At 62.0% G+C, this 26,061-nt stretch carries 16 protein-coding genes and 6 pseudogenes; 8 read left to right on the top strand and 14 right to left on the bottom strand.

The features are described 5' to 3' along the window. Positions 1 to 103 precede the first annotated feature (103 nt). Together ACGLHR_RS19285 and ACGLHR_RS19280 are read right to left on the bottom strand one after the other, a co-directional pair. On the bottom strand, positions 104 to 2,314 hold the full coding sequence (locus ACGLHR_RS19285; protein WP_400095889.1) for a TonB-dependent receptor: 2,211 nt from the start codon (positions 2,312 to 2,314) through the stop codon (positions 104 to 106). Positions 2,315 to 2,373: 59 nt separating this feature from the next. Then, positions 2,374 to 2,715, bottom strand: coding sequence for a hypothetical protein (locus tag ACGLHR_RS19280; RefSeq protein WP_400095888.1), 342 nt, complete (start codon positions 2,713 to 2,715; stop codon positions 2,374 to 2,376). Positions 2,716 to 2,828: 113 nt separating this feature from the next. On the opposite strand from ACGLHR_RS19280, the pseudogene ACGLHR_RS19275 reads away from it, so the two are divergent. Both ACGLHR_RS19275 and ACGLHR_RS19270 read left to right on the top strand, forming a co-directional pair. Beyond that, positions 2,829 to 3,359: pseudogene (locus ACGLHR_RS19275) on the top strand (hypothetical protein); the annotation flags it as partial. Positions 3,360 to 3,599: 240 nt separating this feature from the next. Further along, positions 3,600 to 4,356, top strand: a pseudogene (locus ACGLHR_RS19270) (DUF2182 domain-containing protein). Positions 4,357 to 5,006: 650 nt separating this feature from the next. Here ACGLHR_RS19270 and ACGLHR_RS19265 read toward each other — a convergent pair. Both ACGLHR_RS19265 and copC read right to left on the bottom strand, forming a co-directional pair. After that, complete coding sequence (locus ACGLHR_RS19265; RefSeq protein ID WP_400095887.1) at positions 5,007 to 5,876, bottom strand: CopD family protein; 870 nt, start codon at positions 5,874 to 5,876, stop codon at positions 5,007 to 5,009. Further along, positions 5,876 to 6,193 (bottom strand): copper homeostasis periplasmic binding protein CopC, encoded by a 318-nt coding sequence (gene copC / locus ACGLHR_RS19260; RefSeq protein WP_400095886.1) that lies wholly within the window; start codon positions 6,191 to 6,193, stop codon positions 5,876 to 5,878. The genes ACGLHR_RS19265 and copC overlap by 1 nt, the downstream gene beginning before the upstream one ends. 1,013 nt (positions 6,194 to 7,206) lie before the next feature. Here copC and ACGLHR_RS19255 point away from each other — a divergent pair. Continuing rightward, positions 7,207 to 7,485, top strand: a complete 279-nt coding sequence (locus ACGLHR_RS19255) for a hypothetical protein (protein WP_400095885.1) — start codon at positions 7,207 to 7,209, stop codon at positions 7,483 to 7,485. A 690-nt stretch (positions 7,486 to 8,175) separates the two neighbouring features. Here the strand turns inward: ACGLHR_RS19255 and ACGLHR_RS19250 are convergent. After that, positions 8,176 to 8,397: a DUF2188 domain-containing protein gene (locus ACGLHR_RS19250; RefSeq protein WP_400095884.1), complete on the bottom strand. Its 222-nt coding sequence runs from the start codon at positions 8,395 to 8,397 to the stop codon at positions 8,176 to 8,178. Positions 8,398 to 9,378: 981 nt separating this feature from the next. Between ACGLHR_RS19250 and ACGLHR_RS19245 the strand changes: the two are divergent. The 3 genes and pseudogenes from ACGLHR_RS19245 to ACGLHR_RS19235 form a co-directional block, all read left to right on the top strand. Continuing rightward, positions 9,379 to 10,361 (top strand): annotated as a pseudogene (locus ACGLHR_RS19245) (amino acid permease); the annotation flags it as partial. Between the two features lie 82 nt (positions 10,362 to 10,443). Beyond that, the gene (locus ACGLHR_RS19240) at positions 10,444 to 11,529 is read left to right on the top strand and encodes an IS630 family transposase (protein ID WP_400095883.1); all 1,086 of its coding nucleotides are present in this window, start codon (positions 10,444 to 10,446) and stop codon (positions 11,527 to 11,529) included. Continuing rightward, positions 11,526 to 12,486 (top strand): annotated as a pseudogene (locus ACGLHR_RS19235) (amino acid transporter); the annotation flags it as partial. The gene ACGLHR_RS19240 and the pseudogene ACGLHR_RS19235, both read left to right, overlap by 4 nt. Positions 12,487 to 12,541: 55 nt before the next feature. Here the strand turns inward: ACGLHR_RS19235 and ACGLHR_RS19230 are convergent. The 7 genes from ACGLHR_RS19230 to kdpF all read right to left on the bottom strand — a co-directional run bounded on the left by ACGLHR_RS19230 (position 12,542) and on the right by kdpF (position 22,063). Further along, positions 12,542 to 13,774, bottom strand: coding sequence for a cation:proton antiporter (locus ACGLHR_RS19230; RefSeq protein ID WP_400095882.1), 1,233 nt, complete (start codon positions 13,772 to 13,774; stop codon positions 12,542 to 12,544). Between the two features lie 154 nt (positions 13,775 to 13,928). Further along, positions 13,929 to 14,630 (bottom strand): response regulator, encoded by a 702-nt coding sequence (locus tag ACGLHR_RS19225; protein WP_400095926.1) that lies wholly within the window; start codon positions 14,628 to 14,630, stop codon positions 13,929 to 13,931. A 37-nt stretch (positions 14,631 to 14,667) separates the two neighbouring features. Continuing rightward, on the bottom strand, positions 14,668 to 17,349 hold the full coding sequence (locus tag ACGLHR_RS19220) for a DUF4118 domain-containing protein (RefSeq protein ID WP_400095881.1): 2,682 nt from the start codon (positions 17,347 to 17,349) through the stop codon (positions 14,668 to 14,670). Between the two features lie 77 nt (positions 17,350 to 17,426). Beyond that, on the bottom strand, positions 17,427 to 17,996 hold the full coding sequence (gene kdpC / locus ACGLHR_RS19215) for a potassium-transporting ATPase subunit KdpC (protein WP_400095880.1): 570 nt from the start codon (positions 17,994 to 17,996) through the stop codon (positions 17,427 to 17,429). A 56-nt stretch (positions 17,997 to 18,052) separates the two neighbouring features. Next, positions 18,053 to 20,170, bottom strand: a complete 2,118-nt coding sequence (gene kdpB / locus ACGLHR_RS19210) for a potassium-transporting ATPase subunit KdpB (RefSeq protein ID WP_400095879.1) — start codon at positions 20,168 to 20,170, stop codon at positions 18,053 to 18,055. 10 nt (positions 20,171 to 20,180) lie between these two features. Beyond that, entirely contained in the window at positions 20,181 to 21,968 is a 1,788-nt protein-coding gene (gene kdpA / locus ACGLHR_RS19205) for a potassium-transporting ATPase subunit KdpA (RefSeq protein ID WP_400095878.1), read from the bottom strand. Continuing rightward, positions 21,965 to 22,063 carry a K(+)-transporting ATPase subunit F gene (gene kdpF / locus ACGLHR_RS19200; RefSeq protein ID WP_400095877.1) on the bottom strand — a complete coding sequence of 33 codons (99 nt, stop codon included), beginning with the start codon at positions 22,061 to 22,063 and terminating at the stop codon, positions 21,965 to 21,967. The genes kdpA and kdpF overlap by 4 nt, the downstream gene beginning before the upstream one ends. A gap of 541 nt (positions 22,064 to 22,604) precedes the next feature. Here kdpF and ACGLHR_RS19195 point away from each other — a divergent pair. After that, positions 22,605 to 23,129: a universal stress protein gene (locus tag ACGLHR_RS19195; RefSeq protein WP_400095876.1), complete on the top strand. Its 525-nt coding sequence runs from the start codon at positions 22,605 to 22,607 to the stop codon at positions 23,127 to 23,129. A gap of 422 nt (positions 23,130 to 23,551) precedes the next feature. On the opposite strand, the pseudogene ACGLHR_RS19190 reads toward ACGLHR_RS19195, so the two are convergent. Both ACGLHR_RS19190 and ACGLHR_RS19185 read right to left on the bottom strand, forming a co-directional pair. Next, positions 23,552 to 24,646: pseudogene (locus tag ACGLHR_RS19190) on the bottom strand (methyl-accepting chemotaxis protein); the annotation flags it as partial. 61 nt (positions 24,647 to 24,707) lie between these two features. Continuing rightward, positions 24,708 to 25,830: pseudogene (locus ACGLHR_RS19185) on the bottom strand (nickel/cobalt efflux protein RcnA). Between ACGLHR_RS19185 and ACGLHR_RS19180 the strand changes: the two are divergent. Further along, on the top strand, positions 25,829 to 26,061 hold a 233-nt coding region (locus ACGLHR_RS19180; protein ID WP_400095875.1), incomplete at its 3' end, for a hypothetical protein. The pseudogene ACGLHR_RS19185 and the gene ACGLHR_RS19180 overlap by 2 nt on opposite strands.

Genomic DNA, 26,061 nt, shown 5'->3' with positions numbered 1-26,061 from the left:
CACAGATGCATTCCGCCATTGCCTGCGCTGCACGTCCTGTAAATCCTGACGGCGACTCTTCCCGGCGGCGCAGCCAGCCAGGCAGTGCCGCCGCTTGCGACGCTCAGAAAGGTTTGGTCAGCGCCACGTAGTAGCTGCGCCGTGGCGCGTACTGCGGCGCGCCCACGCCAATACCGGTGCCATCGCGTAGCTGGTAGGAGCGATCGAACAGGTTGATCACCGTAAATCGCACCTTGAATTTACCGATGACAGGCGTATCGAATGTGTGCGCCACGCCAGCATTGACCTGGAAGTAGGCCGGCAGGTGAGTGGTATTGGCAAAGCCGTTGCGCAAGCCACTGCCGAACAGGGCATCGGCGGTGAACAACGTGCCGCGCCACATGTAAGAGGTGCCGAAGGAGCCGGCTACCGTCTGGTCATGATCAAGGTGTACCCAGTTACTGGCGATATAGGCCAGTTCATCCGGACCGAAGTTGAACTGGCCGGTCTCGATCCCCTTGGCCATGGCACGCGAGACACTCAGGTTGGCATAGGCGGCAAAACTCCCTTGCCGGTAGTTGGCCGTGCCTTCCAGCCCGTAGATCTTGCCGTCGTCGTAATTGAACGAAGAGAAGATCAGCGCATTGCCGAACTGCCCTTCGTCTTGCAGATGGCGCACCTTGCGGTAGTAGGCATCCAGGCCCAGCGTCAGGTTGCGCGTGGCCTGGTGGGAGACGCCGATGTCGAAATAGTCCGACCGCTCCGAGCGCACCGCGGTATTGGCATCGGACGGCAGGGCGTTGGTGGTGCCCTGGAACAGGGCTACCGACGTGGTATTGATCTTTTCCGTGGGCGGAGGCGTGAAATAGCGCGCGTAGCCGGCGTGCAGGCGGGTGACGTTGGTGAGATCGTAGGTCATGCCCAGGCGCGGGCTCAACTGCTGCTCGCTGACCACGGTATTCACATGGTCATAGCGCGCGCCGTAGTTGATCGTCAGCTTGTCGGTGGCCTTCCATTCGTCCTGCAGGTAGACGCCCATCGTGGTTCCCGTGTTGCTGGAGTTATCCACGATGGTGAATGGCACCCCGCTGGTCTGGTTGCCGTCGGCGTCGGCGGGAAGCACGCTGGAGGCATTGTCCACGCTGTAATGCTCACGCTGCACGAACAGGCCGGAGCGCAGTGTATGGCTCGCGTTGAGCACGTAGCTCCCATCGGCCTGTACGCCATAGGCTTCGTTCTTGCGGGTGATATTGGCGGCGACGCCGTTATAGGCCAGATCGCCGATCGGATCCGGCATGTAGTCGACGCGGCTGGTGCGGTGGAAGAGCGACACCTGGTAATCGAGCGCGGCCGACACCTTGTTCTGGTAAGACAGGATCTGGAAGTCGGTCTTCTCGCGCTGGTTGGCGTTGAGGCTGTCGGAGGGCGGCGTGACCACGCCGTCGATCGAGTAGGTCGGCGAGAGCCCCGGCCGGTTTGGAATCTGGAAGCGATTGTCCGCGCTGCCGAACATGAAGCTCACCCGGCTGTCCGGATTGATCAGGTAGGACAGCATGCCAAAGGCCTTGCCCTGGTCCGTGTGATCATGGATGGCGTTGCGGCTGGAGGTGGGGTTCTCGATGCCGAGGTTGCTCTCGTTGAAGGAGCCGCTCAGGAAATAGCTGAACGGGCCCTTGGCGCCCTGCAGATAACCATTGGCCTCGTGATCGGCATGGCTGCCGATCACCGTGCCGATCTCGCCGCCGATGGCCTTGGGCGTGCCTTCTTCATCGGTGGCCGCGCCCTTGGTCCGGATGTCCACGATGCCGGCCGTGCGGTAGCCGTACTGCGCCGGCAGCGCGCCGGTCAGCAGCTTGATTTCGTCTGCGAATCGCGTGTCCAGCATCTGACCGAAGCCGCTGATCGGCTCGGGAATGATGACGCCGTTGATACGGTATTGCAGATTGGCGTGATCGCCGCGCACGTGCAACTGCCCAAAGGAATCCTGCACCACGCCGGGTGCCTGGAGCAGAACCTGGTTCAGCGGGGTGTTCTCTCCCAGTGGCAGCGCGTTGATGTCCTCGCTGTCGAAGCGATACACCGAGCTGCCGGTTTCTGGCGACAAGGCATTGCGTGCCTCGTCGAGACGTTTGGCGGTGACGACGACCGCTTTCAGCGCTTTGTCATCGGCTGCCTGCGTACTCTGCGGTTGTGGTTGTTGTGCTGGTTGCACCTGCTGGGCTGCGACCGGCGGCGCTGAAGCCGACGGGTCGGGTGGCGACAACTGTGCGTGCGCGGATACGGCGAGCGCCGACGCGGCACCGGCCGCGATGGCTCGAAGCTGGAGAGCTGGCATGGGTATGGCCCTGATTGTGTGGAAGCGTCGCGCGGATCCTTCTGGCCCGCGCCAATGCACTACGGGAACGATGCGACGGTCAGGGGCGGACCGCGGCTACGCGGCCGGGGCGAGAATACTGGCGCGATATGCCGCTCGGCAAGCAGCGGGTAATGCCAGCGCCGCAAGCAGGCGTTCAGCAGCCAGAGGCTCAGGGATGGCATGGCCACCGCAGCGGCGGCGAAGGCCAGGCATTGCAGGCAGACGTCGTGGCCCGGCCCGCACTGCTCCGTGTCGGCAGGCGCCGCGCACGGGTTGCCATGCAGATGCTCGTGGATGTGCGAAAGCGCATGGACGGCACCCCACGCCTGCCCGAGGAGCAGGAACAGGCTTAGCAGGAGGGCAAGTGCACGCCGCGACATCGGATGGCTGCGGGAATAAGGGCTGGCGCTCCAGCGACGGGGGGCAGTTTATTTGTATTCACTTGTATTTGCAACAGTGTTGCAAGTTTGCCATCTAACAACGCTCCCCCGCAATGGCTGCTGACGCGCCTCGCACGCCCGTGACGCTAACGACACTAAACCAAGCAATCGCTCCAACCGCTAGGCGCAGCCAACCCGCGCAAGTTTGCACGACACCGCATCAACTGCGAGTCAACTGCAAGGAAGACAGGGTCGAACCACAAGCGCTCTTGCCTTCCCCTCGGGCAATGACCACGCGGCGCGCCTTGTCCAAAGCCGCTTGCAGCACGTGCCACCTCCGGCAGGCACTGGGGACAGCATCCACCATGAAATCCAGCAGAACCAGGAAGTCCAGGTGGCTCGCGCTGGTAGCAGCGCAAGGAGCCAGCGTCGTTCACAGGAGGGCCGCGAGAACCAGCGGAGAGGCTGGACTGCATCCGTCCAACGTGCACGATTGCGAGTACGCCATCGGCGCCATCAATTTCACCGGGGATTTCCCGGTCATCCTGACCAACGATGGCCCCAGCCTGGGCGGCTTCGTGTGTCCGGTCACGGTTGCCAGGGCCGAACTGTGGAAGGTCGGCCAGCTCAAACCGGGCGACCGCATCCGCTTCCGCGCGCTTAGCTTCGACGAGGGGCGTGCGCTCCAGGCCGCGCAGGAGCAATCCATCGCCGACCAGCGCGGCGCACTGCCCACCCCTCCTGGCGCGCGGCTGACCTTGCTGCCAACGGCCACCCGATTCGCGGCCATTTTGGCCGAACGGCCTGCAGATGGACATCATCCTGCCGTCGCCTATTATGGCGACAACGTACTCGACATCGGGCTGCGGCTGCGCGTGTACCTGATGATGGAAGCGCTCGCCGCCAGCCCGATTCAAGGCGTGCTGGAACTGTCGCCGGGGGTGCGTTCGCTACAAGTCCGCTACGACAGCAGTTGCATCCACCAGGACACGCTGGTGGCGAGCCTGCTGGCTATCGAAGCCCGCCTGCCCGACGTGGCCACGCTGCGTATCCCCACGCGTGGGGTTTACTTGCCGATGGCCTTCGAGGACAGTGCCACGCTGGCTGCCGTGGAGCGCTACCGCGAGACGGTCTGCGCGCAGGCGTCCCTGCTGTTCCTACTCGGCCTCGGCTACGTTGCAGCGTGGAGCGCATTCGGACTAGTGGCACACGGACTGCACGCGCTGCTCGTCGCCGGCATCGCCCGGGTGCCGGCGCTGGCATGGCATGGCATGGCATGGCTGGCTGATCGGGGCGGCCACGCTCGCCGGCGCCGGCGCGCTTCAGTTCAGCGAACTTAAATATCGGTGCCTCGACAAATGCCGCACGCCGCTGAGCTTTGTGATCAGCCGCTGGCGCGGCCGCGCTCCCGAGCGGCACGCATTCATGCTGGGCCTGCGCCATGGGTTGTTCTGCGTCGGTCGCTGTTGGACGCTGATGCTGCTGATGTTCGTCGTGGGTGCAGGCAGCCTCGGCTGGATGCTGGTGCTCGCCGCGGCCATGGCTATCGAGAAAAACGTAACCTGGGGACGGCAGCTCAGCGCACCGCTTGGCATGGCGCTGCTGGCATGGGCAGCGGTGCTGGCCGCAACGCATGTTTGAGGCGCCCGCAGCCCTCCGCGTGTGATTGCAGGCATGAATCAAGAAAAACAGTAGGGTCATCACATTCAAGGAGTGGCACGAGCCATCGGCAGCATTTATTTCACCAAACGTCAACAAGCCTTGCATGAATACGCGGCGTCGCGCAACTTGGCAAGCCCCACATCCAAATGCTCAATGGCGGGCTCCAGGAACGTTTTCGCATCCTGCGGCAGTTTGAGATGGCCATAGAAGTGATTGCGACGGGCCCGCCAATCCTCGTTGGCGTAGGCCGTATTAAAATTGTCACCGTTGCGACAGTAAAAGTGTCAACACGCCAGGCGATCTCAGTCGATTCTGCTCCAGCCCTTACTGGATAAGCGTTTGCGGGCCGCGAATTAAATTTGTCACCGGCAATGGAGCCGGAGGGACAGCGTGCTACCGGGCCCCGACCACGGGCAGAGATCGGCCACTTTCGGCCACTCGCTCCCTTCCCTTCGAACGGCTGGAATGGCCAACGAGCGAGCATCCGTCCTCAGCCCGCCGATTCTCCGGTGAGAGGCGACAAACGGTCATCCAAGCCGAGGTCTGCGATCGTTCCTGCTTCGGCCTGCTCGTAAGCCACGCGGCGGCACAGGACACGTTCGTCGGCTCCCGTGCGGGCATCTGATCGACTACCTGGATGGCATGGTCGAGCCGAGCCAAGCCGCAAGTAGAAGTACCAACACCAGCAGAACAGCCTCGGCGCGCAGGCTAAGCTCGAACGGTTTTCGGGCGGACGCGCCGCCCTGCAGCAGGCGGGGCAATGCAATCCAACGGTTCCACGCGCCCAGGGCCGCGGCTAGTCCCACGACGGTCAGTTTGAACGTCAATCGTTGCTCATAGGTGCCGAACGAGACTTGCGCCGCGTCCAGTATTCGCCATACGTTGAACAGGCCACTCACGACAACCAAGGTCAGAGCCAGCGCGGCGACCTGCGACAGCCGTTGCAGGAAGGCCGTCTGCCATAACACATCGGATTCAGGCCCGCTCCGTGGTATCGCCTGCGAGGCCATCACGCACCCTGCCCATGCGCAGCCAGCGGCAATGTGGACAACATGTATGAGTACCACCGCACTGAAGGTGCCAGCCTCGGCCGCATGACCCGTGGCAGCGCGCGCGCCCACGAACAGCAGTAGGCTGGCAGCCATAGCGCCACGCGGCCGACTCCTCGCCGGTCGCGCTGACTCGCCTGAAATGGCAATAGCGGCGACGATCAAGGCGACAGCGCCCAGCAACCACATTGCGCCGTTATGTGTATGCCACAGCACGAGCCAGACCGTGGGGAGGAGTTCACCGGCCGGCCCATCCGCCAGCGCCAGCGTGGAAGCCGGGAGGTAAGCCAGGAAAACGCAAGCTAATAGCAACAGGCAGCTTCGCATCCAATGCTGCGCCAATTGAGGAGGCAATGTTGGCAACAGCAACCAGACGCCGAGTGTGGCGGCAAGCACCACCGACACGCCACCGCCTAACCACCAACTCAACGTGGCTGCGAGGTCTCCCATTACTCCACCGTGAAGCGATAGCTCCCCTTGGTACGGTGTCCATCGATGGAGATCACGTTCCAATCGACCGTGTAGTTGCCGGGAGCCAGCCTTTCGAGCGGCACACGCAGGGTCCTTGGTGCAGTGGCGTCGACGGCGGCCTTGTTTGCCGTGACCTGCTTGCCGGCGCCATCCTTCACTTCGATCTTACTGAGGGCGGCTTCCAACGGCTCGGAAAAATCGAGCCGCACCTCCTGCGGTGCGGGCTGCGTCGAGTCGGCAGCGGGTGTCTGCTGCTGGAGATGCGCGTGCGACCATGCGGCAGCGGCATACAGCATGGCGATTGCGATCGCGGTGATTCGAATCGGGCGGCGAACGCGTAGACTTGACGTTAGGTACCTCGGAGTAAAAATATTCTGCGTTTTGATTCTATTGCAAGAAGTACAGCATGCGCCCCCACCGTCTGTGCGGAAGCATACCTAGTACTGGACCGCCGGAACTTTGCCCGGCAAACCGCCCAAACGCGGCGACGCAAAGAGTCGAAGGGAGCCTGGCGCGCAGCATTCGTAGCTCAGCGTCTGCGAAGCGAATAGCGAACGCCCGGGCCCAGGGGAATGCAGGGTGTGAGTCCCGTCGCACCAGACATACTCGTGGTAGCGGTTGGTGACGTTCTTTAGCTGAGCCTCGGCAGTCAGCGATTTGGTGCCCGATACCCAGGTTCGGCAGGGCATAGGCGCCATACTTGCCGGTTGAGTTGGTCGTTTCCGGGTAATAGCTGCTCTGGGCGTTGACCCACGTGGAAAACGTTACCCGCGACGGCAAGTGAACCAAGCAAGAACCAGGATCGATTTGTTCTTCTCATGCTGCAGGTGAGGACGACGGGCCGACTGCTGCCTGCTGGCAGGGCGAACCTTGGTGGAGATGGGAGGGAGACCAGAACTCGGGATGCGGATTGTTACCCAGCATGACAGCCGCGGAAAATGCGTCAATTGGTCGCTGGAATCCCGGCAGGCCGACTTGGCGGGAGTTACTTCTGGGTTGGCCCAACAGTTACGGATATGTGCGCTGCGTCGGGCGGGGTGTCGTCGGTCTGCAGACCTTGTTCAACCCGCGCGTTTGGCCGGCGTTGCGCCTACCACCGGGAGTTGACGATGGACGGGAGCCCGCTCGGCTTGTGTCATTGGGATGCTCATTGCGGATTGTGAAATTGACTTCACATTCACCTTGCGCGTCGTTGCGCGTCGCCTCTAAACTGGAACGGCGGGTGATATTCGGACTGCGCGTTAATTCCACGCCGATGCACAGCGCCTACACGTGTGTAACGTAGTTCAGTGAATTGGAGAGAGAGCTTATGAAGAAGACTCTGTTCCCGGTCATCGTGGCGATGTTGATAGCTATTCCGGCAACATCGGCTTTTGCCCATAAAGATACCCCGGGAATCCTGGGCGAACATGACACGACCGGAACCGTGAAACAGATTGATCACAAGAAAGGGACGTTTGCGCTCCAGACCAAGGGCGGACCCACTCTTCACTTGCACTTTCCAGCGGACGACGTGAAAGACGTCAAAAACGGCGATACCATAACTGTCCATCTCGGATTTACCAAGGGGGGCAGCACCGAGAAGTAGGTTTTCTTGAAAGCAACCCCCGCCCTGGGGAGCCTCCGAAATGCGCTCATGAAAGGCGCATTTCGGAAGGTTGATGCTAGCTTTCCTAGCACGCCCGCACCACGGCCCACCAGGCTCTCAGGCTGAGCCGGATTCGTTGGCAGTGGTAGCGGTAGTGGCGGGATCTTGGCGCGTGGTCGAATGGATGCTCTTCCATTCGGCTGCGGGGATCTGCGTTAACGCGGACAAACACCCGGCAATGAATCGCATGCACGCACCAGGGAAGGAAATGCGCATCGTCGTTGTGTTGCCGGCAGAGAACTGGGACGACGGGTACAGTGCCGCGAGGGCCGTCCTGAGCCTCCAGTCATTTCTTCATAGGCTCGCCGATATCAGCGCCGTTAGGACGTAAGCTAGACCCGGTACCAGCAGCCAGGCAGCGATCGCCAGGTAGTACCGCGTACCGTGGTGCGGCGGGTTGGAGTGAAAGTGGTGGATCAATGGTTTCATGGCGACCGCTGGCAAGTTTGCGAAATACCGAAGGCTTCTTCGGGAATAGGTTTCGGACGCAGGCTATTGCAGAGCAAGGCGAAGCCGCGCGCCCTCGCTGTCCGAATTGATCCCATCCGGCTCCCGGCGCGCCCAACAGCATGGATGCGTAGGAAGTTAAAAATTATGCGACATCCTTGCAACGCGGGCCTCTTCAGTGAATTAGCCTTGAATGCAAGTCGGATCGTGGCTGAAGCAATTGCGCCTACATATTTGGTCTCCGCGAGCGTGGATCACAAGTTCGACTTGTTCGCGCCTAGCTTGCGCGGCACCGGCGGCAATCGCTTTCTCCTGGGTCGCATGGTGCGATTCGGCATATCGTGCGCCTTCGCGAATGACATCCCAGCCGTCTCTGTATGGCTTGATGTGGAGATTGCTGTCCATTGCAGTTTCAAACGTCAAGTGAGTGAAGTTGTTGACCGGTGCTTGCTCGCGAGCTGGAAGTAGTCTCTATGCAACCGCTCTGCGCAGACGCTGCCACCTGATTGGATTGCGTCGGCGTCGTCATTAGCACCCTCATTCCCCAGAGCGTTGCATTACGCCGCGCCGCGCCGCGTCGGGCTCGGCAGGTAGGGCGTCGCTTCCCATGCGGGCATCTCCAGTCTGCCGCATGTTCATCCATCAACTCCTCGGCAGTGCCGAACCCGGCCGCTGGAAGGGTAGTCGCAATGATGTGCATTGCAGCGTCGTGCGCCCCAGGCTCCAACTCTATATGCACTGTGGCCTGACCGTGATGGCAGTCAATCTCGACAACATAGACGCGAGCTAAGTGACCGATGACACGATGCAGCCACTGACGTAGTGCAAGCACCTGGTTTGATGTCACAGCCAGGCGTAGCCGAATCCAACGGCTGGCAGTTTCGGGGGCATCCTTGTGTGGTGCCACTGGGCATCCACTAGCATGGCCAGTACGCCGTCGCGGGATGGAGGCAAAGGCAATTGCCAGGCTCGACTGTTGCATGGCGTTCGCGCCCACGGAGGGGCGGCTAGTCAGGTGATGGCTTAATGGTAGGGGGACCGATCTCAACTTGATGCAACAATGCCTGCCGCTTGCATCAAAATTCCATCAACAAGCCGAAGCCCGTGGCGGGTTTCGTGGACATGGCCATCGCACCTCCCGGTGGTGCGGCGGGATCGAATGTCCCAGAAGCTCTACAAGGCATTGTCACCGCAGTCCCGTTGTTTGATAAATTTCCGGGCGGTGCCAGCGTGGTAAAACGCTTGGGGTGGACACGCTTGCTATCTACATTAATCACGAAGGGCTTCCTCAGCATTTCACTGGCATTGTCGTCCCGACGCCGTCAGGCGTCGGCCTCGACGCGCCACTCGGTGTGCTGCGCTGCAATAACAATTTGGGTGGCACCCATGGCGATATTGACAAAGTGGTGGAAAGGCCTGACCGGCAGCCGCTCGATCCGCTCGCACCGGGGACCCGCCACGCGATTGCCGTGGTGCCGGTGCTGGCCTGGGTAGGACTGGGTGCCGACGGGCTTTCCTCGTCGTGCTACGGGCCCGAGGAGGCATTCCTGGCCCTTGGCACCCATACGCCGCTGGCACTCTTCCTAGCCCTCGCCACCGCCAGCACGGTCTTCATCATTGCGGTGGGCTACAACCAGGTCATCGAACTGTTCCCGACCGGCGGCGGCGGCTATCGCGTGGCCACCGCTTTACTGGGACCCCGCCCTGGACTCGTGTCGGGGGCGGCGTTGCTGGTCGATTACGTGCTGACCGTCGCGACGTCGCCGGCCAGCGGCGTCGACGCGTTCTTCAGCCTGCTGCCGGTGGAGGCACAATCCGTCAAGCTGGCGGCCGAGCTGCTGATCGTGATCATGATGACCGGCCTCAATTTCCGCGGCATGAAGGAATCGATCCTGGTGCTGATGCCCATCTTCCTGGCCTTCGTGGTCTTGCATCTCGGGCTGATCGTGTATGGCGATCATCTCGGCGCGGTCGTGCCCAGCGCCATCGGCGAGGCGTCCGGCATGTCGCAGGCAATGGGGCCGATCGTGGTGGCGGCGCTGCTGATGCGCGCGTTCTCTCTGGGTGGCGGTACCTACACCGGACTGGAGGCGGTATCGAACAATATGAACATGCTGGCCGAGCCGCGGGTGCCGAATGGCAAGTGGACGATGTTCTACATGGCGACCTCACTGGCCTTCACGGCGGGCGGGATCATCCTGCTGTATATGCTGTGGAACGCATCGCCGGTGGAGGGCAAGACGCTGAACGCCGTGGTCTTCGACCGCATCATCGACCATCTCGGCTTTGGCTCGGCATGGTCCCGGCACGCGCTGCTCGCGGTGGTACTGGCTTCCGAGGCCGGCCTGCTGCTGGTGGGGGCGCAGACTAGGCTTCCTAGTGTAGTGTTCTGTTCTTGGTGGAACTTATATGAGACTATTGCTCTACAGCGACAAAGCGTGGAGATAGCGAGTGCGAGTTGCCCCCGAGATCCTGTTGACCGACGAGGAGCAAACCAAGTTGACGCGGCTGGTTCAGTCGAAGCTCACGAGCGTGAGGCTGGCGCAGCGCGCGCGCATCGTGCTGCTGGCCGCCAACGGCATGCAGAACAAGGACATCGCCGAGCAGTTGGGAATCGGACGCGTGCAGGTTTCGCGTTGGCGCGAGCGGTATGCGCAATCGGGGCTGGCCGGTATTGAACGCGACTTGCCACGCGGTGCGCCGCCATTGAAGGTGGACACGGCGCGGCTGGTGGAGCTGACCACTCAAGCCAAGCCCGTGGCGGCCACGCACTGGAGCACGCGCAAGATGGCCGCCGAGTTGGGCGTGAGCGCCAGCACCGTCATGCGGCATTGGCACGCCCACGGGTTGAAGCCGCACATCGTGCGGGGCTTCAAGGTGTCGCGCGATCCGAAGTTCGTCGAGAAGCTTGAAGATATCGTTGGCCTGTACATGTCGCCACCCGAGCACGCGCTGGTGCTGTGCTGCGATGAGAAGAGCCAGGTGCAGGCGCTGGATCGCACACAGCCCGGGCTGCCGCTGAAGAAGGGGCGCGCGGCCACCATGACGCACGATTACAAGCGCAACGGCACGACCACGCTGTTTGCCGCGCTCAACGTGCTCGATGGCCAGGTCATCGCCCAGTGCCAGCAGCGCCACCGTCATAGCGAGTGGTTGAAATTCCTGCGCAAGATCGACCGCGAGACGCCCAAGGACAAAACGCTGCATCTGATCGCCGACAACTACGCCACGCACAAGCATCCTGCGGTGCAGGACTGGCTGGCCAAGCATCCGCGATTCAACATGCACTTCACGCCCACCTCGGCATCATGGCTGAACATGGTCGAGCGGTTCTTTCGCGACATCACAACCGAGCGACTTCGCCGGGGCGTATTCACCAGCGTGCCGGAACTGGTCGACGCCATCAATGAGTACATCGCTCACCACAACACCAACCCCAAGCCGTTCATCTGGACCAAGAGCGCTCGCGATATCCTGCAGAAGGTCATTCGCGCTAACCGCCGCTTAAGTTCCAAACAGAATGGAACACTGCACTAGATGGACCAGCGGTACTGTCTAACATGGCGGCGGACTATTGGGTGCCGCGGCATTTCCGCGATCTCTCTGCCCGGCTGGTGCGGCAGAACGGCGTCATCGTCATGGGACTGGCCAGCCTGCTGATCCTGCTCTGGACGCGCGGCCAGGTGGCGGTGCTGGTAGTGCTCTACAGCATCAATGTCTTCCTGACCTTCAGCCTCTCCCTGCTTGGCCTGTGCATCTATTGGTGGCGCCATCGCGGCGAGCGCCGCTGGATCGTTCGCTTCGGCCTGTCCTCGCTGGGCTTGGCGGTCACCTCCACGGTACTGGTGATCACGCTGGTGGAAAAGTTCACCGCCGGCGGCTGGCTGACCGTATTAGTCACGGGTGTGGTGATTGCCCTTTGCGTCTTCGTCAAGCGGCACTACACGGCAACCCGCGCCGAGCTAGCCAAGGCAGATTCCCTCTTCGCCGGCACCCCGCCGCTGGTCAATGCCGACAGTGTCCGGCCACTCGACCGCAGCTTGCCCACCGCGATCGTGCTGGTGGGAAAACACCGGGGCGTCAGCATGCATGCGCCGCTCTGTCGAGCGCCTATTCCCGGGACATTTCAAGAATATGATCTTCCTCGCCGTAGGAGAGGTCGATGCGCAGAGCTACGAGGGCCAGGAAACGCTGCACCGCCTTCAGCAGGCGATTGGCGAGTCACTGCATTATTACGTTGCAAATTGCCAGCGCCACGGCCTGGCGGCCGATTCCCGCGCGGCATTCGGTACGAATCCGGTGCGCGAGTTTATGAAGCTGGTCGACGCCGTGTCGGCCGAGTACCCGAACAGCGTCTGCTTTGCCAGCAAGCTGATCTTCCAGCACGTCAATTTTCTCACGGCCTGGCTGCATAACCAGACACCAGGCGAGTTACAGGCACGGCTACACCTGCAAGGCAAACAGATGGTACTGCTGCCGATGAACGTGCCGTGACGGTAAGATCAACTTGCTTCTTTTAGCAGCGCCACCGGCACGCGCGGCATTTGAATCATCGCAATTGGGTACGCCTGGCAAGCCATCCGATGCTTAGACCCTGAGTAAAGGTGGAGAAGATAACATTGCCGTAGGTCAACATAAGGACAATGTCGCGCTCGTGCCCGGGTGGCAAAGACAGAGCCAGCGCAATTGAGATGCCGCCGCGCAGGCCGGCCCAAACCAACAGTGGTGCGGTCCTTGCTGGCAGCCGAAAGGCTGCGCTCATCAGTGCGACGGGTACACCTACGGTCAGTAGGCGGGCAGCAAGCACGATCAGGACTGTGGCCGGTATGGCAATCCAGGCTCGCGTCCCGGCGTGTACGGAGACTGCCTCCAAACCGATTAGCGTGAACAATATCGCGTTGAGAGCAACGTCGATTAGTTCCCAGAACGTGTCGATGTTTCCCCGCGTGGTAGCCGACATGGCGTGTTCGCGCCCTTCGTTACCCAACAGAACACCGGCCACTACCATCGCGAGAGGCCCCGAGACGCCGATGTTCGCGGCGACAGCGTATCCACCGACGACGGCCGCGAGTGTCAGCAAGACTTCGACTTGATAGCGGTCAATGCGCCGCATCATCAAGAAGGTGACGCCACCAATCGCGCCACCAAGCAGCAGACCGCCGAACGCCTCACGAGAAAAATCGGCGACGACCGACCGAGCTGAAGGCATTTCAGGAGCGAGGGCAATCTGTGCAAAGATGGTGAAGAGCACGATGCCCACCCCGTCGTTGAACAGGGACTCTCCGGCAATAGCCGTCTCGACGTTCCCCGGCACCTTTGCCCCACGCAATGCCCCCAGGACCGCGACCGCGTCGGTGGGTGCGACAAGTGCTCCAAAAACAAGACAGTAGGCAAACGAAAGCTGGACACCAGCCGTTTGGAGCACCCAGTATGTTGCAACGCCGATCAGGAACGCGGAGGCCGCCGTTGCCACGACGGCCAGGAAGCCAATTTGCCATGCGTATTGCCGTAGCCTGCGCCCATCTACATGAAATGCGCCCGCGAAAAGCAGGAACGAGAGCATGCCCTGCAGCAGTAGCTGACTGAAGTCGAGCGCAGACAGCCACCGGGATACGGGATCGCGCAAGTCTGCAATCTGCAGACCGTCGCACACCATGAACACAAGGGAGCATGCGAGAGCCATCGCCGCGACGCCGATGGTCATTGGCAGGTGCGTGATCCGTTCATTGAGATAGGCGAATCCCGCCGCCGCCACGACGAGCAGAGCGATGGCGTCAATCATGACGCAAGTTGCCCTTCCGCATCGCAGCCGGCATCCTCTCCCTCCACAGAAGGCCTTGCAGCCCCAAAACCAATGGTCAGAATTTCGCGAATGTCATTGCTTGCCTAAATCACTTCGTGCGCAGGGTCTTGTGCATCCGCCATGGCAATCCTGCTCAACTCAGGCCAACGAGCCTATACCCCACACCCAGTTCGGTCATGAAGTGACGAGGATTTGCCGGGTCTACCTCCAGCTTTTGGCGCAGATTGCCCATGTAGATTCGCAAATAGTGAGCACGCTCCGAGCTATTTGGCCCCCATACCTCGAGCAGCAAATGGCGGTGCGTCAGCACGCGGCCATGCCCCCTGATCAAGGCTACCAGCAGGCGGTATTCTGTTGGCGTCAGTCGTACCAGATTACCTTGGCGCCTCACTTCCCGGCCCGCCAGATCCACCGCCACTTCATCGAAGCTCACCATCCCGGCGTGTTCACTGCCAGCGAGCACGGTGCTGCGCCGTAACTGCGCCCGAACTCGAGCCAGCAGTTCCGGCACACCAAAGGGCTTCATCAGGTAGTCGTCGGCCCCTGCGTCCAATGCCGCCACCTTATCCTCTTCACGGTCTCGGGCCGATAGCACAATCACGGGGGCAAGCGTCCACGCGCGCAGTTCCGAGATCAGTTCGCGGCCATCGCGGTCAGGCAGGCCGAGATCGACAACGAACAGCTCGGGCTGTCGACTGGCGGCCTCAACCAGCGCACGTGCCACAGTCTCCGCTTCAAACACGCTGTAGCCCTCGGCGGTCAGCGAATTGCAGACAAAGCGGCGGATCTGGGCATCGTCTTCAACGACCAGAATGCGGGCGGCGGTTTTCATGATACGTGTGCGGTTTAACGAAGCGAATAGACGGGCGTGTTCAAGACTCTGCCTCGGCAACGGCGGGTGGGGTGCCGAGCGGCAGCGTGAAGACGAAGCGGGCTCCGCCCTCGCTGCGGTTCTCGGCGTGCATGCGGCCACCGTGGGCTTCGATGATCGCGCGGCAAATGGTCAGGCCAAGGCCGACGCCAGGTTGGGCCGATTCGCTCTCGCCTCGCTCGAACTTGGCAAACAGCGTTTCCTCGCGCCCGGCTGGCAGCCCGGGGCCATTGTCGTCCACGGTCACGCGGAGCTTGCCGTCACCGACGGTGGCGGACACCACTATCTCGCTACCCGACGGAGTGTACTTGGCGGCATTCTCCAAGAGATTAACCAGTACCCTTTCAATCAACACCGGATCGAATTCGCACAGCGGCAGCTCGGCTGGCAGGCGGGCAGAGACCTTGTGCCTGGCCAGCAACGATTCGAGTTGGCGCCGGGCCGAGCCCAGCACTTCCTCCAGCGACTGCCAGTCGCGCTTGAGCTTGACTGCGCCAGCTTGCAAGCGCGCCATATCCAGCAGTTTGCCGACGAGTTCAGCGATTCCCTGAGCCTTCTGGCCTACGGCCAGGGTTAGCTCCTTTCGGGTTTCCAACGGCAAATCATCCTGGCTCAATGTATCGGCCAGACCGACCAGTGCCGTCAGCGGCGTGCGCAAGTCATGGGAAACGGCAGCCAGCAAACTGTTGCGCAGCCGCTCGCCTTCCATCTGGACCAGTGCGTCCTGTGCTACCTCGACAAAATGCACTCGCTCCAGTGCCAGCGCAATCTGCGCGGCACAGGTGTCGAGCAGGCGCATATCTTCCGGTGTATCGAACAGCGCCGTGTCGGCCGGCTGGATTGCCAGCACGCCCCGGGTTCGGATGGGCGCCTTCAGCGGCAGGTAGCGGGCAGATGCTGACGGCAGCGTGTTGGTGCCCTGGCCTGCCGCTTGCTGGTGGTCGTAAACCCACTGCGCCACACTATTGTCAGTCAGCGCCAGCGCAGCGGGGTCGGACCCCTCGTGAGGTTCGCGTATGCGGTCCTGGCTGTCAGGCAGTAGCACCGCAGATTTCGCGTGAAATATGGTGCCAATTCGGTCGATGGCAATGTCGACAATCTGCTCGATGATCAATGCCGCCGAGAGCTGCTGCGCCAGGCCGGCTAGCTCGGCCGCCCGCCGTTCGCGCACGCGCGCAATCTTGGCCTCGAAGCGCAATTGCGCGGCCAGTTGGCCAATCACTAGAGCCACCAGAAGCATCAGGGCAAACGTAAAGAAGTACTGGGTGTCATGGACCGTGAAGGAGAACTTGGGCGGTACGAAGAAGAAATCTAAACCCAACACCGACAACATCGCCGCCAGCGCGCCAGGGCCACGTCCGTAGCGGATGGAGACCCCCACGACCGCGAGCAGAAATACCATCACCACGTTGGCCAGTTCAAACACCGAAAGCAGGCCAGCCGTCACTACCGTTGTCGCCACGACAATGGCGGTGGCCGCACTGTAGCCGCGCCAATCCAGTTGGCCGATCTTGACGCGCCGCTCGTCGGCTGGCGGCGCCGTCTCATCAATGCCAACCAGAAGCAGGTCCAGGTCGGCCGCCCGTTCCGCCAGCCGGTCAGCTAGCCCGGGTAGTAGCTTGCGGCGCCAGCCGGGTATGAGCCGATGGCCAATCACCAGTTTGCCGGCGTTGCGGCTCTTGGCATAAGCTGCCAGCGTTGCCGCGGCATCGCTGCCGGCCAGCGTGGCGGTCTCGGCGCCCATCTCCTCGGCCAACTTGAGCACGCTCAGCGCCCGCGCGCGCGTAGCGGGCGGCAGTCGTTGCAGTGCGGGCGTCTCGACGTACACAGCGATCCAGTCGGCTTGTAGCTTGGCAGCCAGCCTGGCGGTAACGCGGACCAGCTTCTCGCCACTCTGGCCTGGCCCGATGCAGACGACCAGGCGCTCCTTGGCTTGCCAGACGCTGCCGATGGCCCGGTCGGCCCGATAGGCCTGCATCTGCGCATCGACCCGATCGGCGGTGCGGCGCAGCGCCAGTTCCCGCAGTGCAATCAGGTTGCCCTTGCGAAAAAAATTCCTGGTGGCCCGCTCGGCTGCGTCGGCCAGATAGACTTTGCCGACAGCAAGCCGGATCAGGAGCTCGTCGGGAGGCAGATCAACAAGCGTCACCTCGTCGGCGGCGTCGAACACGCGGTCGGGTACCGTCTCGCGCACGCGGATGCCAGTGATCGATCCGACGATGTCATTGAGGCTTTCGATATGCTGCACATTGAGCGTGGTGTAGACGTCGATACCCGCTGCCAGGAGTTCGTCCGCGTCCTGCCAGCGCTTCTGGTGACGGCTTCCCACAACGTTGGAGTGCGCCAGTTCGTCTATCACGATAAGTGCTGGCTTCAGCGACAGCGCGGCGTCCAGATCGAACTCGGTCAGTATCCGGTCCCGGTAGGCGATCTTGCGCAACGGCAACACGGGCATGGTCTCGAGCAGGACGGCGGTCTCGGCCCGGCCATGCGTTTCCACGGCGCCGATGACCAGATTCACGCCTTCGGCCTGCTTCTGCCGGCAGGCCTGCAGCATGGCGTAGGTCTTGCCGACACCGGCGCAGGCACCGAAGAATATCTTCAGCTTGCCGCGCGCGGCGGCTAATTCGTCCTCCCTGAGCGCTTCCAGCAGACGGTCTGGATCGGGGCGATCGGCGTCCATGGTCCACCTCTTCGTTCCGGAAACGGCGCCCCAATCAGGCATAGGGCCGAATTCCCCAGACCTTGCCGGTAAGCCAATCAGGCCTTGTCGAGAGCCAGATTCAATTTGAGCACGTTCACGGTGCTATCGCCAAAGATGCCCCAACTGGGGCCCTCCACATACTGGTCCACCAACTGCCTGACTGTGGCCGTCGCCAAGCCGCGGGCCTTGGCGACACGCTCGACCTGATAGTAGGCCGCCGCCGGCGAGATATGGGGGTCGAGCCCGGAAGCGGAGGCCGTCACCAGATCTAGCGGCACCGCGCCTGTCTGGGCCGGGTGCGCGGCACGGATTGCCTCGACGCGTGCTTTGACCGCATCCACCAGGGCCGGGTTGGTTGGACCGAGGTTTGAACCGCTGGAGCCCGTAGCATTGTTAGGCATCGGTGCGGTGGCCGATGGCCGGCTCCAGAAGTAGCGCATGCCACTGAACGATTGGCCGATCAGTTCGCTGCCGACCACCTCGTTGCCGTGCTTGATCAGGCTGCCGGCTGCCTGATAGGAGAACAGTAGCTTCGCCACGCCGGTGACCGCCGCCGGATAGAGCAGGCCCGTCACGGCACTCAACAGCAAGAACAGCGTCACGGCCGGCCGTATCAGGGATTTCATGATCAAGACTCCTTGCCGAATTCTCCGCCACTCAGTTGGGCCTGGCCTCACGGCGCCTACGCGACGCCGATGAGTCCAAGCACGAGATCGATCAGTTTGATGCCGACGAACGGCACGATCAGGCCGCCTACGCCGTATATCAACAGGTTCCGGCGCAATAGCGCATCGGCGCCCAGCGCCCGATATTTCACCCCCTTCAAGGCCAGCGGGATCAGGGCGATGATGACGACAGCGTTGAAAATCACCGCCGACAGGATGGCCGAGGCCGGGCTATAGAGGTGCATCACGTCCAGCACCTTCAGTGGCGGGTAGGTGACCGCGAAGGCAGCCGGGATGATGGCGAAGTACTTGGCCACATCATTGGCCACCGAGAAGGTCGTCAGTGCGCCGCGCGTCATCAGCATTTGCTTGCCTGTCTCGACGATCTCGATCAGCTTGGTGGGGTTGCTGTCGAGATCGACCATATTGCCGGCCTCCTTGGCTGCTTGCGTACCGCTGTTCATCGCTACCGCCACATCAGCCTGGGCCAATGCTGGGGCGTCATTGGTGCCGTCGCCGGTCATTGCCACCAGTCTGCCATCGGCCTGGTGGTCACGAATCAGCTTGAGCTTGTCTTCCGGCCTGGCCTCGGCGAGGAAGTCGTCGACGCCCGCTTCGGCGGCGATGGCGGCCGCGGTCAGACGATTATCGCCGGTGATCATCACTGTCTTGATGCCCATGACGCGCAATTCGGCAAAGCGCTCCTTGATGCCACCCTTGACGATATCTTTCAGTTCGACCACGCCCATTACGCGTGGGCCATCGGCGACCACCAGGGGCGTGCTGCCGCGGCGGCCGATCTGGTCGACCTGATCGGCGACGCCCTCTGGGTAGTGACCTCCCATGGCCACCACATGGGATCGCACCGCGTCGGCAGACCCCTTGCGAATATGGCGCTCGCCAATATTGACCCCGGACATGCGGGTCTGCGCGGTAAAGGGAAGAAAGTGGGCATCATGCAGTTCGCGCCCGCGCAGGCCAAACTCTTCTTTGGCGAGCACGATGATCGAGCGACCTTCCGGCGTTTCGTCCGACAGCGAGGCCAACTGCGCTACATCGGCCAGTTCCCGGTCCGACACACCCGGTGCCGGCAGGAAGGCGCTTGCCTGGCGGTTGCCGAGGGTGATGGTGCCGGTCTTGTCCAGTAGCAGGACATCGACGTCGCCGGCGGCTTCCACCGCGCGCCCTGAAGTGGCGATCACATTGGCCTGCAACATGCGGCTCATGCCGGCCACGCCGATGGCGGAGAGCAGACCGCCGATGGTAGTCGGAATCAAACAGACCAGTAGTGCCACTAGTACGGTAATACTGACCGGGCTGCCGTTGCCGGCAGCGTTCACGCCATATAGCGAAAACGGCAACAGGGTCACGGTGGCCATCAGGAAGACAAGCGTCAGTGCCACCAGGAGAATCGTCAGAGCGATCTCATTTGGCGTCTTTTTGCGCTTTGCGCCTTCCACCATGGCGATCATCCGGTCGAGGAAAGCCTCCCCCGGATTGGCGGTCACGCGAGCGATGAGCCAGTCGCTGAGCACGCGAGTGCCCCCGGTGATGGCGGAAAAGTCGCCGCCGGACTCACGGATGACTGGAGCCGATTCGCCGGTAATGGCCGATTCGTCCACTGAGGCGACGCCCTCTAGCACTTCGGCGTCCGCCGGCACGATTTCGCCGGCCTCAACCAGCACAATGTCACCGCGGCGCAGGCTGATGGAGTCCGTCACCGTGACCTGCGCATCGCGCCGGGCATGGTCCAGCTTCTTGCTCATCACGTTTCTGCGGCTGCCGCGCAAAGCCGCTGCCTGGGCTTTACCACGGCCTTCGGCCAACGCTTCGGCGAAGTTAGCAAACAACACGGTGAACCACAGCCAGGCGGAGACGGCAAAGATAAAGCCGGCGGGCGCCTCGCCGCGACCATAGACGGCTTGGATGCCGAGCAAGGTGGTCAGCACACTGCCCACCCAAACGACAAACATCACTGGGTTACGGAGCTGCGCGCGCGGCGACAGCTTCCGGAAAGACTCCGCGACAGCTGGCTTGACCAGCACCGGGTCAAATAGAGGCAGCGAGCGCAAAGTGCGGCCGTCGGTAGTATGGCCACCCTGCGACTGCAGTTCGGGCCTCGTCGTATCGTTCATGGCCGGCGTCCTAATGCGCAAACAGTTGCAGGTGTTCGACCACTGGACCCAGAGCCAGGGCCGGGATGTAGGTGAGCGCGCCAACCATGATCACGGTGCCGACCAGCAACAATACGAACAGCACGCCATGTGTGGGCATCGTGCCGCTCGAAACAGCCAGACGGGGTTTCCTGGCCAGGTTGCCGGCGATGGCGAGCACAGCGACAATTGGTACGAAGCGGCCGAACCACATCGCCGGCGCCAGCAGTAGATTGTAGTAAGGCGTGTTGGCACTCAGACCGGCAAAGGCCGAGCCGTTATTGTTGGCGGCCGAGGAAAAGGCATACAGGACTTCCGAGAAGCCGTGGGCACCCGGATTGAGGATGCCTGCCAGGCCGTCCTTGGCCAGCACGGAGACGGCTGTGCCACCCAGGACCAGAAACGGCGTAATCAGGATCGCGGCCGAGACCATTTTCATCTCGTAGGATTCGATCTTCTTGCCGAGGTATTCCGGCGTACGGCCGATCATCAGGCCGGCCAGAAACACCGCCAGAATGGCGAATACCAGCATGCCATAAAGGCCGGAGCCGATCCCTCCGAATACGACTTCGCCAAGCTGGATCTGCAGCATGGGCACAAGCCCGCCAAGGGGCAGCAGGCTGTCGTGCATTGTGTTCACCGCGCCACAGCTCGCCGCCGTGGTAATGGTAGCGAACAGGCTGGAGGCTGTGATGCCGAAGCGGGTCTCCTTGCCCTCCATGTTGCCGGCAGTGCCGTCGACGCCAAGCTGCGTCAGCAGCGGGTTGGCATGCATCTCCGACCACTGCACCACGGCAAACATGGCGACGAAGATCACCGTCATGGCGGCGACCACCGCCACGCCCTGCCGCATATCGCCGACCATGGCACCGAACATGAAGCACAGCGCGGCCGGGATCAGGAAAATCGATAGCATCTGGACGAAATTGGCCACCCCAGTCGGATTCTCGTAGGGATGTGCGGAATTGGCGTTGAAGAAGCCACCGCCATTGGTGCCTAGCATCTTGATCGCCTCCTGTGAGGCAACCGGACCCATGGCAATGGTCTGCTTATCTGTCTTCATGTCCTCCATCACCGGCTTGCCAGCGCTATCGACCATGGGCTTGCCGTTGGGGTCGTTCTTTTGCTGCTGGTAGGCGATCGGCTCGATCAGCTTCACATCCTGATAGGCATCGAAGTTCTGGATCGCACCTTGCCCGGCCAGAAACAGGGCAATCAGGAATGCCATGGGCAGCAACACATAGCCGGTGGCGCGGCCGAGATCAAGCCAGGCATTGCCGATACCGGCGGTCGAGCGGCGGGCAAAGCCGCGGACCAGTGCCACCACCACTGCGATCGCGGTGGCCGCCGAAAAAAAATTCTGCACCGTCAACGCCAGCATCTGCGTCAGGTAGCTCATGGTGCTTTCGCCGCTATAGCCCTGCCAGTTGGTGTTGGTGACAAAGGAGACGGCAGTATTGAAAGCCGATCCGGGTTCGACATTGGCCATGCCGGCCGGGTTGAGCGGCAGCCAAGCTTGCACGCGCTGTAGCGCGTAGACGGCGATTACCCCAAGGAAGTTGAAGAGCACGATTGCGGCGGCATAGCGCCACCACGGCATGTCTTCATCGGCGCTGGTGCCGATCAGCTTGCAGATGCCGCGTTCGAGGGCATTGAGCCAGCCATGGCGGGCGCTCAGGCGACCATCCATGACGGCGGTCAGGTAACGGCCCAGCGGCAAGGCTAGCGCGAACAACGCAACCAGGTAGAGTCCTAGCTGGATGAAGGGAGAGGAGTTCATGCCACATCCTCCGCATTGAACAGCGCGTAAAGGAGGTAGACGAACAGGCCAATGGTCACGCCGCCCGCCAGCCAGTAAAGCAGGTCAGCGTTCATGGGATCGACGCTCCAGACGGCGAAAGCCCGCGATCAGCGCCCACAGCGCGGCACCGAATAGCGGAATCAGCAGCACCACTATCGCTTCCACGATAACCTCCGTTTTGCGAAGGGAGACTGCCTCAATATAGGAAAGCCGCTACAAAGACTGTGTTGAAAACGCTGCAGTCCATGTAAAGAACGTATATAGATTTTGGTCGGAAAGTGATTTTCTGACCGCCTAGCTGCGATCTGCTTGGCGCTCACCTTTGCCATGAGCGGCATTTTCTGCCCTAGGCCGAGATGCTGACGACTCCACTTGACGTGGCGCTATTTCAGCCAAACCGGTGGCTCCCGCACAAATTCGATTAGTCACAACAGCCAACGAGACCCGATCCCGATAGCTCCCAGTTCCTCTTTACACTTTGGATACACGGACAGACGTCTCTTTATGCCATCTTTGCACGGCGGCTTCTATATGTATTACAGAGGCTCAACGCCGAGGACGCACCTCCGAGCCGGAATAGGCCCGACGACTTCGTGCAGATGCGAGGTATTCCAAATGCTGACAATCCTGGTCCCCGTGGACGGCACCGAATGCGCCTTATGCGCTGTTCGTCATGCTGCTTTCTTGTTCCGGGAACATAGCGTGGCCAAAGTGGTCCTGCTCAATGTCCAGGAGCCATTGGAAATGGGGCGCGCGGCCGCCTTTCATTCTCTGTCGGAACTGCGCAAGCTTGAGCGGCAGGAGGGCGAGGAAGCGCTGCAGCGGGCATGCGAGATACTGGACGACTCCGGCGTGACCTATGATGCGCAAATTGGTGTGGGATCCCGGGCTACAACCATCGTCCGAGCCGCCACGGCAAATCAGTGTGATGGCATCATCATGGGCACCACCGCGCGGTCGCACCTGGGCGCCTTGCTCGGCGGCGGGCTGGCCGGCAAGGTGGTACGCCGCGCCCGTGTGCCGGTGACCCTGGTCAAAACAAGCGGAGGGCCGACGCCGCCGCCGCCGCCGCAGGAATCAGGAAGGCCGCGCGCCCACCACGCGCACCCCTCCCTCGCCATTTACCTGTCCGCATTTTGAACCCCGGTTGAGGCATGTATGAAGTCGCCCATCCCCATCTTCCTAACGTGCAAGAAGTGTGGTCACATCCACTCGGAAACACTGCAGAATGCGGTTTCCGGTAGGCTGGCGCCGCCAGTGGCTTGCCCGCGCTGCCACAGCGAACTCGACATCGACTGGGACTGGATAATGCGCGAGGCAGAAATCACTGGCCTGAACCGCGGCGAGCGCTGACATCACGAAGGCTTGTGTAGTCTCGACGAGGGCGGCAGTTGGTCTTCTTCGAAAGCGGAACATTCCGACGAGCGCAGATTGCGCGCTTCCGGCCGGCGCCCTCTTAGCCGCCACGGCCGGGATTTTGCTCTCGCCTGCACCGCATATCGGTCAGCGCCGATGCGCTATAGCAGGAAGAGCTTCATGGTGGAGAGCCGGCGCCCGGGCGCTCAGATCTTGAAACGCGACACGCCGGTGCGCAGGTCGTTGGCGACCAGCGTCAGCTCGTCGATCGCCTGGCTGGACTGGCGCAGCGATTCCACGGTCTGCTGGGCGGCCTCGGACACCTGCATCAGCGCCTGGTTGATCTGTTCGGCGCCGCCGGCCTGGGCCTGCATGCTTCGTTGACCATTTGCACCCGCGGCGCCAGCGACTGCACCTGGCCGATGATCTGGGAGAACTGGTCGCCCACCTCGGTCACCTCCGACATGCCGCGCCGCACCTCCTCGGAGAACTTGTCCATGCCCATGACACCGACCGCCACCGCGGACTGGATCTCGCGCACCATCTGCTCGATGTCGTAGGTGGCGACCGCGGTCTGGTCGGCCAGGCGGCGGATCTCCGTGGCGACCACCGAGAAGCCGCGGCCGTACTCGCCAGCCTTCTCGGCTTCGATGGCGGCATTGAGCGACAGCAGGTTGGTCTGGTCCGCGACCTTGGCGATGGTGGTGACCACCTGGTTGATATTGCCCGCCTTCTCGTTCAGGGTGGCCAGCGTGGCATTGACCGAGCCGGCGGCTTCCATCACATGGTGCCTGGTGGCTTCCATGCGCGACAAGCTGGCCTGGCCGGTGCCGGCCAGGCCAGCGGTCTGCTCGGCGGCGCCGGAGACTTCGGTCATGGTCCGGACCAGGTCGCGCGAGGTGGCGGAGATCTCGCGCGAGGTGGCGCCGATCTCGGTGGTGGTGGCCGCGGTCTCGGTGGCGGTGGCCTGCTGCTGGCGCGCGGTGGCGGCGATCTCGTTGACCGAGGTGGTGACCTAGATAGCCGAGCGCTGGGCCTGACCCACCAGGGTGGTCAGTTCGCCGTTCATCTGGTTAAAGCCTTCCTCGACCATGCGGAACTCGTCCTTGCGGTTGAGCGCCAGGCGCTGCCGCAGGTCGCCGCCGCGCATGCCGGACAGCAACGCGACAATGGAACACATTGGCACGGTGATGGCGCGCAAGAGCAGATAGCCGCAGATTGCGGCCCGCCACCGCCACCAGCAACGACGCCTCGATGCTGGTCTTGGCCAGATCGACCGACCCGGCGATATTGGCGGCGGCCTTCTGCGCCGTGCTGTCGTTGTCGGCGACCACGGGGGCCGCCCAGGGCGGCTTCGACTATCTAGACCAAGGCGTATAAGCCTTGGTAGCCGACATAGAAGCCGACCAGCAGGATCATCGCGCCAGAGAAGTACGGTGCTTTGCGGGCGAACTCGCCGAAGCCGCTCCACCGCTTGGACACGTGTTTCACACTCATGGCAGCCAAGGCACCGGACATCACCATCGTGAGCGCCAAACCGATGCTAAAGGACAAGACCAACGTCGCACCGAGCGCGATCTTTTTCAGTTGCAGGCACAGCAGTAGTACGGTGATCGAGGCTGGGCACGGAATCAGCCCACCGGTCAGCCCGAACATGATGATTTGCCCGGTTGTCACTTCCCGATTGGCAAAGCGGCGGCGGATGTCGTTGGCGTGCGCCAGCTCGTGCGGATCCTGATAGCCAGGTGCCGACACGTCCAGCCCTTCATAGTCCTTGATGGCGTGATGATGGTGGTCGTGTTCGACAAACTCCACGTCATAGTCGTGGCTGTGGTGCTCATGACCCAAGCGCAGACGGGCGACGAACTCATGCGGCTCGGGTATTTCTTGCTCGGACTCCACGAAGCCGTCGCGCTGCACGAAGGTGAACAACTGACGGCTGCCATCCGTCCGCTCCGTCTCGATCCCCACCTGATCCGCCGTCCAGACATGGCCGTACTTGCTTTCGCGATGCAGGCGGAAGTGCGGCGGTACACCGTCCTCGAACACCTCAAGCCGCACGACGCCGTGGCCGGAGTCGATGCGCTTCACCTCGTTATGGTGGTGATCGTGGTCATTCCCGTGATCGTGAAAGCAAGCACGCTGCTGCCGCCGTCCGCCACATCATCCACAAGGCGACGCCGACCATCAATACGGCTGACGCGACTTGCAGGTAAGGCTCACTGGTTTCCGCGTTCCACTGCTGCCCGAAATACATCCCGCCCAGTGCGATGACCCACACCACGGCGGAATGGGAAATTGTCGCCGCCAGACCAAGAAGAATCGCTTGCGTCAGCGTGCCACGAATGGCAACGATGAAGGCAGCCATCATGGTCTTGGAGTGGCCGGGCTCGAGGCCATGCAGCCCGCCCAGCAAGATTGCACTGGGGATGAATAGCCAGGCATTGGATGCGCCCTGCTGTAGCAGGGTAGAAAACTCCGTCATGGGAAAGCGCCTTATAGGTGTCCCTTTGATTTCGGTGCATTTTACCGGGATAGCTGCCCCTAGCATTCATGCGGGTTTCCGGGCGATTTCGTGGAATTACCACGACAAATCAATAGGTTGCTGTCTGCTGTTGCTTGCTCTTTTTGAGATGCCTAAAACAGCACATTCGTGTTCTGGCATTGCGATCCCTTCTCATTGCCGCTACCCTCCGCAGTCCGTCTCACGCTTGGG

This window comes from Cupriavidus sp. CuC1 (assembly GCF_044627735.1).
Classification (GTDB): Bacteria; Pseudomonadota; Gammaproteobacteria; order Burkholderiales; family Burkholderiaceae; genus Cupriavidus; species Cupriavidus ulmosensis.
This window is presented reverse-complemented; position numbering and strand designations above follow the sequence as displayed.